Source organism: Stenotrophomonas sp. STEN030, from assembly GCF_056759995.1.
Window position 1 is genome coordinate 92,484 of the sequence record NZ_JBRREB010000008.1, and the last position, 10,017, is coordinate 102,500.

At 63.7% G+C, this 10,017-nt stretch carries 7 protein-coding genes; 3 read left to right on the plus strand and 4 right to left on the minus strand.

From position 1 onward, the window contains the following. Window positions 1-17 precede the first annotated feature (17 nt). From ACVOLR_RS04350 to ACVOLR_RS04360, 3 genes are all read right to left on the minus strand, one after another. On the minus strand, window positions 18-1,649 hold the full coding sequence (locus ACVOLR_RS04350; protein WP_481535350.1) for an EAL domain-containing protein: 1,632 nt from the start codon (window positions 1,647-1,649) through the stop codon (window positions 18-20). Window positions 1,650-1,745: 96 nt separating this feature from the next. Further along, the gene (locus tag ACVOLR_RS04355) at window positions 1,746-2,525 is read right to left on the minus strand and encodes a sulfite exporter TauE/SafE family protein (protein ID WP_481532717.1); all 780 of its coding nucleotides are present in this window, start codon (window positions 2,523-2,525) and stop codon (window positions 1,746-1,748) included. A gap of 269 nt (window positions 2,526-2,794) precedes the next feature. Further along, window positions 2,795-4,405: an EAL domain-containing protein gene (locus ACVOLR_RS04360; RefSeq protein WP_481535351.1), complete on the minus strand. Its 1,611-nt coding sequence runs from the start codon at window positions 4,403-4,405 to the stop codon at window positions 2,795-2,797. Between the two features lie 378 nt (window positions 4,406-4,783). Here ACVOLR_RS04360 and ACVOLR_RS04365 point away from each other — a divergent pair, with 378 nt between their 5' ends. From ACVOLR_RS04365 to ACVOLR_RS04375, 3 genes are all read left to right on the plus strand, one after another. After that, window positions 4,784-5,182, plus strand: coding sequence for a YchJ family metal-binding protein (locus tag ACVOLR_RS04365; protein ID WP_481535352.1), 399 nt, complete (start codon window positions 4,784-4,786; stop codon window positions 5,180-5,182). 279 nt (window positions 5,183-5,461) lie between these two features. Beyond that, on the plus strand, window positions 5,462-7,621 hold the full coding sequence (locus ACVOLR_RS04370) for a lytic murein transglycosylase (protein ID WP_481535353.1): 2,160 nt from the start codon (window positions 5,462-5,464) through the stop codon (window positions 7,619-7,621). Window positions 7,622-7,703: 82 nt separating this feature from the next. Further along, window positions 7,704-8,432 (plus strand): GYF domain-containing protein, encoded by a 729-nt coding sequence (locus ACVOLR_RS04375; RefSeq protein WP_481535354.1) that lies wholly within the window; start codon window positions 7,704-7,706, stop codon window positions 8,430-8,432. Window positions 8,433-8,491: 59 nt separating this feature from the next. Here ACVOLR_RS04375 and ACVOLR_RS04380 read toward each other — a convergent pair whose 3' ends face one another. Further along, a complete protein-coding gene (locus ACVOLR_RS04380; RefSeq protein ID WP_481535355.1) occupies window positions 8,492-9,682 on the minus strand; it encodes a benzoate/H(+) symporter BenE family transporter in 1,191 nt (396 codons plus the stop codon). Window positions 9,683-10,017: the final 335 nt, after the last annotated feature.

Here is a 10,017-nt window from a genome sequence, read left to right on the forward strand (position 1 = left end):
AGGCGCATTGCGTGGGATCAATCCGGGGTGGTGGCAGTTTTGTTGTTCGCGTCTGACTGCAGCGCTGCATGTTGCCCAGGATGCGTATGCAATGGCACGAACGCACTCAGATCCTCCGCCCGCATCGGTCGGCCAAAGAAATAGCCCTGCCCGTAGAGCACACCCTTGTCGCGGAAAAAATCCGCCTGCTGCTGGGTCTCGATGCCTTCCACCAGGGTCTGCATGCCGAGGCTGCGTGCCAGCTCGATGATATGGATGGCGACCTGGCTGGTTACCGCTTCGGTGCAGGCGGTGGAGGTGAAACTCTTGTCCACCTTGAGGATGTCAAATGGATAGGTGGTCAGATAGGAGAGGCTGGAATAGCCGGTGCCGAAGTCATCGATGGCGATTTCGATGCCCATCGCGTGGATCGCCGCCACCACATCCTGCGCGCTGGCTTCCTCCAGCAGGCCGCGCTCGGTGGCTTCCACCACGAACCGGCCATTGCCAATGCCGATTGCACGTTGCATGTCCGCCAGCAGCTGCGGCGTCTCCATCGATTGCAGGTCACGCGGTGACAGATTCACGCCCAGTCGGAAGTTCGGGTATTGGCGGAAAAACCCGCTCAGGTCCTTGACCACCAGTTCCAGCACCCGCCGGGTAACCAGCTGGATCAGCCCGGCATCCTCGGCAAACGGGATGAAACGGTCCGGCGGCACCACGGTGCCGTCTTCGTGTTGCCAACGCAGCAGCGCCTCGGCACCGATACAGGTGTCGTCCTGCAGGCTGAACACCGGTTGATACATCAGGAAAAAGTGCCCCTTGTTGATCGCGCGCAGCAACTCGGCACGCGTCGACCATTGGCGGCGGATCATCACCAGTGCCATGCCCAGCACCGCCAGCCCGGCGATGATGCCAAGCGGGATGAACCAGTGTGCGAACTGCGCCATGCGCGCATCAATTGCCGTCAGTGGCGTGGCCACGACTATCCCGGTGCCGCCGGGACGGAGCACGCGCCGCACCACCAGATAGCCGGCCTCGGCATCCGTGAAGTGGCCGTCGTTGTCCTTGTCGGCCGTCGTCGTGGTCCAGCGTTGCAGCAGCGTGCCTTGTTGCGCGGCGTAGCGGCCATCCATGCTGTTGAACAGGCCCAGTGCAAGGTCTGGGCGGGCGAACGGGGAAATCAGTCCGTCCGGGTAGACCAGCAGCGCGTAGCCTTCCTTCTCCAGAATCACGTACTCGCGACCGGGCAAGCCGGGCACCTGCACCTGGGTATAGACCAGCACGCCGTCAGCTGCACGCAAGGGGTGGAGAGGCAGCACGATCTGCCGCATCAGCGCACCGCCCGAGGAGCAGGCGACCTTGCCGTCCTGCAGGTACAGCGTGCTCTTGACGATGTGCGAGCTGATGCCGAATCGCTGCATGCGCAACAGCCCGGCCGGGCTGCAGGGTGCATCGCCGCTGCTGCGCATTTCCGCCTGCAGGCGCTCGATCACATCGATGGTGCCGGCCACCTGGCGGCTGATGCTGGTCGATACGTCATCGAGCAGCACGTATTTCTCGCGGATAGCCTGTTTGCGAGCTTGATGCAGCGAGTACAGCACCGGCACACAGGCAAGTATCGCGGCGGCAAGCAGCAGCAGCGCAGCGATTCGGTAGCGGTTCTTCATGGTGGCGCCATCCCCGGGTTGGCTTCTTACTGCGCCACTATGTGACGTACGTCAAGAATTTCCAGTGATGAAGATTTAGCTATGTGCAGATAGGCTTCACGCCGGGCGGAAGGTATCCCAGGCCATGCGCGCGATCAGCACCACCACCAGGACCACAAAAAGCTTACGAATCAATGGGGTGCCGCCGCGCAGGGCAAGCCGGGTGCCGGTCACCGCGCCCAGCACATTGGCGGCCGCCATCGGCACCGCCAATGCCAGCAACACGTTGCCGCTGGGCACGAAGAACGACAATGCCGCCACATTGGTCGCCAGATTGACCACTTTGGAGGCGGCCGAGGCACGCAGGAAGTCCAGCCCGAAGAACCGCACGAACAGGAAGATCAGGAAGCTGCCGGTGCCCGGCCCGAAGAAGCCGTCGTAGAAACCGATCACCCCGCCCATCGCCAGCGCGATCAGCAGCTCACGGCGGCCGACCTCGCGCGGCCGGTGCAGCGCGCCGAAGTCCTTCTTGGCCAGCGTATAGCCCAGCATCACGATCAGCAGGGTCAGCACCAACGGCCGCACCGCTTCCTTCGACAGCAGGGTCACCGCAGTGGCACCGAGGAAGGAGAACGCAAACGCCGCGGCGGCCGCCAGCAATACCGGCCGCCATGGGAAGCGCACCGCGCGCGCATAGCGCAGCGCCGAGGCGCCGGTACCGAATACCGAACTGAACTTGTTGGTGCCCAGCAAGGCCGCTGGCGTCTGCTGCGGCAGGGCAGTGAACAAACCCGGCAGCTGGATCAAGCCACCCCCGCCGACCGCCGCATCCACCAGCCCCGCGATGAAGGCGATGACCAGCAGCCACGGCAATTCGGGTGGGATCAACTCCAGCATGGCAACTCCGGCGCAGGGCGCGACAGCATACGCTCAGTACAGCAGCGCATCGCTCGGAACGGTGCCGAGCGTCGATGAAGATGGAAGTATGTAGACATCTCCCGCCTTTCCCTGTGGCCGCTACCTCGCCAGCCCGCCGCAGCGGGCGCCGAGTCGCTGGCGTGTTCGCGTTACAACGCCTATGTGCTCAAGCAGGTCGATTACCTGCCGGCCAGTTGGTACCTGCCAACATACCCGGCGACACGCTAGTCCAAAGCGGACTGCGTGCGCTAGGCGTGCGGCAGCTGCTCGCGCGGCGCAGGTTGATACGCACGGGTGTCGTCAGCCACAAACTGAAACAGCGCTTCGGCGCTCATCGGCCGGCCGAACAGATAGCCTTGGCCATACAACACCCCCCGGCAGCGGAAGAAGTCGGCCTGCTGCGTGGTTTCAATACCCTCGGCCAAGGTTTGCATGCCCAGGGTATGGGCAAGGTCGAGGATGTGCTCGGCTACCTGGCTGGTCACCGCCTGGGTGCAGGCGGTGGAGGTAAAACTTTTGTCCACCTTGAGGATGTCGAACGGATAGGTGGCCAGGTAGGCCAGGCTGGAATAGCCGGTGCCGAAATCATCGATGGCCAGTTCTATGCCCAGTGCGCGGATCGCGTCGAGCACGCTCAATGCACTGGTCTCTTGCAACAGCGCACGCTCCGTGGCTTCCACCACAAACTGGCCACAACCCGGGCCGATGTTCTGCAGCATCTGGCCCAGCAGCTTCGGCGTCTGCTCCGATTGCAGATCGCTGGCAGCCAGGTTCACCGCAAGGCGGAAGGCCGGCATACGCCGCAGGAAGCTGCTCATGTCCTTTTCCACCAGGTGCAACACCTGTCGTGTGATCTGCTGGATGAGCCCGGATTCTTCAGCGATGGGAATGAAGCGGTCAGGCGGTAGTACCGTGGCCTCTTCGTACTGCCAACGCAGCAGCGCCTCGGCGCCAACGCAGCGGCCATCGTGCAGATCGATCAGCGGCTGATACAGCAGGAAGAAGTGGCCCCTTCTGAGTGCCCGCAGCAACTGGTTGCGTGGTGAGAGCTGGTGCCGGCTGAGCAGTAGCACGCTAGCCAGCACGCTCAAGCCAATCACGATACCCGCCGGGATGAACCAGCGCCCGAACCGAGCCATGCGCGCATCGATATTGGCAATTGGCGTGGCGACGATCACCCCGGTGTCGCCGGTCTGCATGATGTGCCGCGCCACCAGGTAACCGGCATCGGTATCCAGGAAATGGCTAGCTGCGCGCGTGGTAGTGGTTGGTGATGCCCAGTGATCGAGCATGACCCCGTCGCGAACGCTGTACAGGCCGTTGCGAGGAGTGAACAGGCCCAACGACAGGTCGGCGCGAACGAACGGCGCAATCACACCCTCTGGGTATACCAGCAACGCATAACCCTCCTTCTCCAATACCGCATAGCTGCGATCCTGCACGCCGGGCAGTCGCGCATCGGAATAGACACGGATGCCATCGGCGCGCCTCGGCGACGCCGGCCCAAGCACCAACTGCTGCATCAACGGATCGCTGGAGGAACAGACCACGCGGTGGTTTTCCAGATACAACGCCGCAATGGAAATCTGGGTTCGCGCCGCTACCTGTTGTAGGTGCTGGATGCCTGCAGGGTTGCAGGCGGCCTCGCCACTGGCCGACATTTCGGCATGCATTTTGACCAGCATAGCGAGCGCGTTGCGCACCCGCCGATCAAGCCCCTGCGCCACATCATCCAGTTCCTTGTACTTGTCGCCGATGGCTTGTTGTCGGGCTTGATGCAACGCGTAGAACACCGGAAGACAGCCCAGCAGCAAACCTGCAAACAGGAAAATTGCAGCGATCAGATGGCGGCGTTTCATGGGTGCCCCATCCGGGGATTGGCGGGAGTCGCGCAAATATGTGACGTGAATCGCCCCAAAAACAATATGCAGATAACTGTCCAAAAACAGTGTGGTTACACCCGCCCAAGCTGTCCCACGCCTTGCGCACGATGAACAACCCCTCCAACGCAAGGAAAAGCTTGCAGATCAATGGCGTGCTGCCCGCAGCGCCATCCGCGAGCCGACCACGGCGACACTGACGCTGGCCGTTACCATGGGTACAGTGAGGGCCAGTGGCCACGGCAGGTCGGGAGAATCAACGCCAGCATGGCCACTCCGGCGCAGGATGCGACGCCAGACGCTCAGCGCGCCGGGTCATCGCTTGGAACCGCGACGCCTGTGGATGAAAATGCTGCGATGCAGACATCTCCCACTTCTCCCTGTCCCTGCGGCCGCGATCAGACCTACGCCGCCTGCTGTGGCCGCTACCACGCCGGCGAAGCCGCGCCGGATGCCGAGTCACTGATGCGTTCGCGCTACAGCGCCTACGTGCTCAAGGACGCCGACTACCTGTTGGCCAGCTGGCACGCGGACACCCGCCCGGCCACGCTCTCGCTGGAAGACGCTCCCGGCCAGCGCACGCAATGGCTGGGCCTGACTGTGCAGCGTCATGTAGTCACGGGCGACGACACGGCCGAGGTCGAGTTCACCGCCCGCTACCGCGTAGGCGGTGGCAGCGCGGTAAAGATGGTCGAGCACAGCCGCTTCCAACGCATCGACGGCCGCTGGTATTACCTGGACGCCGCCGGCACCTAGCCCCCTCCCTTGCGCAGCGCAGGGGAAGGCAGATAGCAGGAATCCATAGGTAGAGCCGAGCCATGCTCGGCTGGAGCCTTACCGGTGAAGCCTCTGCCGAGCATGGCTCGGCACTACGCTTTCGCTCCCTCCCTTGCGCTACGCGCAGGGGAGGGTTGGGGAGGGGTGTTTTTTGGCATTCGCCTCCCCAAACAACTTCAGCCTCGCGGCTCACGCCGCTCCCACAACCAAACGCAACCACACCGCTTATCATCAAGCTCCAGTGCAAGGAGCGTATGGATGAACCCGATCAATCTGCTGCGTGCAGGCACCACGTTGGCAGCGCTGACGCTGGCCCTCTCTGCCCAGGCCGCGATCAACGACTTCGGCAGCTGTGGCGCCTCACTCAAGACCGCCGCCGTTGCCCAAGGCATCAGCGGCGAAAAGCTTGACCAGGTTTTCAGCAGCATCACCCCCGACCTGAGCGTGCTGCCGCTGCTCGACGCGCAGCCCGAGTTCACCACCCCCACCTGGGATTACCTGGCCTCACTGGTCGACAGCCGTCGTATCGCCGATGGCCGCGCGCTGCTCAGCCAACATCGCGCGCTGCTGGACCAGGTGAGCGCGCAGTACGGTGTCGATCCGGCCACCATCGTCGCGGTCTGGGGTGTGGAGAGCGATTACGGCCGCGTGTTCGGCAAGCGCCCGTTGCTGCAGTCGCTGGCGACCCTGTCCTGCAACGGCCGCCGCCAGCCCTTCTTCAAGGGCGAACTGCTGGCCCTGCTCAAACTGATCGATAAGGGTGATTTGAACCCGGCAGGCTTGACCGGCTCATGGGCCGGCGCCTTCGGCCACACCCAGTTCATGCCGTCGACGTATGCGCGCATTGCCGTGGATGGCGACGGCGATGGCCGCCGTGACCTGGTCGCCAGCATCCCTGACGCGCTGGCCTCCACCGCCAACTACCTGAAGCAGTCGGGCTGGCGTACCGGGCAGCCGTGGGGCGTGGAAGTACGCATCCCTGCCAATTTCAACGCCGCACTCGCCGGCCGCACCAAGCGCAAGCCGCTGGCGGACTGGCGCGCGCTGGGCATCACCTTGGCCGACGGCAAGCCGCTGCAGGCGTCGGCCATCGCTGACGACAGCAACGCCGCCCTGCTGTTGCCGGCCGGTGCCAAGGGCCCGGCCTTGCTGGTGTTCCGCAACTACGACGCGATCTATTCCTATAACGCCGCCGAGAGTTACGCGCTGGCCATTGCCACCCTGGCCGATCGCCTGCGCGGCGGCACTGGTCTGAGCGCAGCCTGGCCTACCGATGACCCCGGCATCGGCCGCGATGAGCGTCGCGAACTGCAGACCCTGCTGCTCGCGCGCGGCCACGATATCGGCAGCGCCGATGGCATGGTCGGCACCGCCACCCGCCGCGCCATCCAGGTCGAGCAGCAGCGCCTCGGCTGGAAGAACGCAGACGGCCGTGCCGGCACCCGCATCCTGCAGGCACTGCGCAGCGCCAAGCCGGCGCAGCCGACGGTGTTCCAGCTACCACCCAATTACCAGCAACTTGTCCAATCACCGATCGTACGGAGCAGCGTTTCAATGAAGGATGTGCAGGGCCTGAGCACAGGCGACTTCAAGGGCTTCACCGCCTGGAAGGTGGAAACCCCGTTCTCTACTGCTGCCATCAGCGTGTTCGGCGGGCAGTTGCTGTCCTTCGTGCCCAATGGAGGCCAGGAGGTGATGTGGCTCTCGCCCACTGCCAAGCAACCGCCCACGCCCATCCGCGGTGGCGCACCGGTGTGCTGGCCGTACTTCTCGCGGCAAGGGCAGGGCAATGACGTGCCTGCGCATGGTTTCGTACGCACTGTTGCCTGGCAGCTGCGCGACGCCCGCCGCGAAGCCGATGGCAGCGTGGTGCTGACTTTGGCACCGCCGCCGATGGAGAACCTGAGCCTGCGCCTGCAGATGGTGGTGCGCATCGGCCGTACCCTGGAGCAGGAGCTGATCACCGAGAACACCGGCAGCCAGCCGACCAGCTTCACCCAGGCCCTGCACAATTACTTCAATGTCAGCGATGCCTTGAAGGTGGATGTAGCCGGCCTGGACGGGCTCACCTATCTGGACAAGCTCGATAACGGCAACGCCTATGTGCAGAAAGGCGACTGGAACCTGCGTGACCCGCGTGATCCGGGCCGCAGCGACCGTCTCTACACCCAGGCCGGTGGTCACTACGTGCTGCGTGACCCGGGTTTCAAGCGGGCCATCGATATCAGCACCAGCGGCAGCCGCACTGCTGTGGTCTGGAATGCAGGCGAAGCCGGTGCCGCGAAAATGGACGACATCGGTGCAGCGTGGCGCAACTACGTCTGCGTGGAAGCCGCCAACGCCGGCCCTGACGTGATTGAGCTGGCGCCCGGCGGCCGCCACACCCTCAAGCAGGTGTTCGAGGTCAAACCGCTTTGATGCGTGGATGTTGCCTGTAAGACGTATATGCGTGACTTGTAGTTGCCATGAAGTCAGCCGTTGTCCTCTCAAGGAAGAAGCGATGCCGAATACGCAGTGGTACTACACCGATGCACAGCACGAGCGGCAGGGGCCGCTCGCCACCGCACAGATGAAGCAGCTGTTCGCCGCGGGTGGGTTGGCGCAGTCAGCATTGGTATGGCGCGCGGGCATGCAGCAATGGCAACCGCTGCAGGATTTCGCGCAGGAGCTGGCCTGGCCGGAGCCAGCTGAAGGCAGCCACGAAGGCAGTAATCCGTACGCGGCCCCGGCTGCCGTTGTCGGCGAGCCGCTCGCGCTGATGGACGACAGGTTGAAGCCCTACGCCGATTTTGTCGGCAATAATTTTGAAAAATACCGCAGGAAGTGGCATCTGGATGGAAAACATCCCAATGCCAAAGATACCTGGCACTGGCCGGCATTCTGCTTCGGTGTGATGTGGATGCTCTACCGCAAGATGTACGCGCTGGCCGTGCTGTGGGGCGGCGGATCCGTGCTGCTGACAACCACGCTGCGCATCATGCGCATCCCTGATCTGGCGGCATGGGGCGTCACTATCGGTATTGCGGTTGCCGCAGGTGGTCTGGGCAATGCGTTCTACCTGAAGCACGCGCAGAAGCAGATCCAGCAGGCGACGTCTGCCAATACCGGGGGCGCTCGCGCGTTGCGGGCGACGCTGCGCATGCGTGGCGGGACCAGCAATGCAGCCGTGGTGACCGGGGTATTCGTGATGGTCGCGATCAATGCGATGCTTGCGTACACGATTGCGTGAACCGTCTCAGTGCGCACCTGCTCCACGAGCAGGCGCGCACTGACTACCCGGCTGTGAGTTCAGCGCAGCGGCGCAGGCCGGCGCAATACCAGCAAGGTGATCACACCGGCGACCAAGCCCCAGAACGCGGAACCGATGCCGGCCATCGACAGCCCCGACGCCGTCACCAGGAAGGTCACCAGCGCCGGCTCGCGTTCGGCCTCTTCTTTCAACGCCACCGCCAGGCTGTTGCCGATAGTGCCGAGCAGGGCGATACCGGCCAGCGTCGCGATCAACTCCTTGGGGAACGCGGCGAACACCGCCGCCACGGTCGCCCCGAACAAGCCGATCACGATATAGAACACGCCAGCACTCACTGCAGCCGTGTAGCGCCGCGCCGGGTCCTCATGAACATCCCGGCCCATGCAGATCGCCGCCGTGATCGCGGCCAGATTCAAGGCATAGCCACCGAACGGCGCCAGCGCCGTATTGACCACGCCGATCCAACCGATCACCGGCGATATTGGCGCGTCATAGCCGGAAGCCTTCAACACCGCCACGCCCGGGACGTTCTGCGAAGCCATGGTCACGATGAACAAGGGCAGGGCGATGCCGAACAACGCAGCCCATGACAGCGTCGGCACGGTGAACACCGGCAACGCCATCTGCAGCTGCACCTGTTCCATATGCATCAGCCCCTTGCCGCTGGCGATCGCCACACCCACCAGCAAGGTCGCGATCACTGCATAGCGTGGCAACCAGCGCCGCCCGATCAGATAGGTGGCAAACATCAGCAGCACCAGCAACGGTTGGGTATTCACCGATACAAAGACATCCAGGCCAAAGCGCAGCAGTACCCCGGCCAACATGCCCGAGGCCAGCGACACCGGAATCCGCCGCATCGCCTTCTCGAACACCCCCGAGAAACCGGCAACCGTGCCCAGCAACGCGGCCAGCACAAACGCACCGATCGCATCGGACAGCGGCAGCGTGGTCGCCCCGACCACCAGCATCGCCGCCCCTGGCGTGGACCAGGCCGTCACCACCGGCACCCGGTAGCGCAGCGAAAGACCAATACAGGTCACACCCATGCCGATGCCCAGCGCCCACATCCACGATGCAATCTCGGCCTGCCCGGCGCCAAGCGCCTGCGCCGCCTGGAACACGATCACCGCCGAACTGGCAAAGCCCACCAACACCGTAATGAAGCCGGCAACCACCGCAGGGAGCGAGAGATCACGAAAGAACGAACGCGGAGCCGGATTGGTCATCTATATATAGAGGTGCGACGGATCAACCCGCATTGTGGCCCAGCAAGCAGACCAACAGGTCCCAGCAAAGCCAGCCGAAGACAAAGCCCCTCTCCCGCGTGCGGGAGAGGGGTTGGGGTGAGGGCAGCTCTTAGCACAGAAAAGCGGCCGCACCGTCTTGGCCAACGTGCCAACAAGCACCCGCAGCAAGCCGACAGCGCCACGCCCACGCTTCTGATCCGCACATAAGGAAGGGGCGAAAAGCGCCACAAGAAGCCAAAGCCACCCCAAAACACCCCGGCACTTTGCCAACTCTGGCCCCAACCCCCAATCTGCCGCTCTGCAACAAAAAGTGA

Coding starts and splice junctions, on each gene's coding strand:
- ACVOLR_RS04360 (WP_481535351.1), bottom strand. CDS start 4,405: ATGAAACGCCGCCATCTGATCGCTGCAATTTTCCTGTTTGCAGGTTTG.
- ACVOLR_RS04365 (WP_481535352.1), top strand. CDS start 4,784: ATGCAGACATCTCCCACTTCTCCCTGTCCCTGCGGCCGCGATCAGACC.
- ACVOLR_RS04380 (WP_481535355.1), bottom strand. CDS start 9,682: ATGACCAATCCGGCTCCGCGTTCGTTCTTTCGTGATCTCTCGCTCCCT.
- ACVOLR_RS04375 (WP_481535354.1), top strand. CDS start 7,704: ATGCCGAATACGCAGTGGTACTACACCGATGCACAGCACGAGCGGCAG.
- ACVOLR_RS04350 (WP_481535350.1), bottom strand. CDS start 1,649: ATGAAGAACCGCTACCGAATCGCTGCGCTGCTGCTGCTTGCCGCCGCG.
- ACVOLR_RS04355 (WP_481532717.1), bottom strand. CDS start 2,525: ATGCTGGAGTTGATCCCACCCGAATTGCCGTGGCTGCTGGTCATCGCC.
- ACVOLR_RS04370 (WP_481535353.1), top strand. CDS start 5,462: ATGAACCCGATCAATCTGCTGCGTGCAGGCACCACGTTGGCAGCGCTG.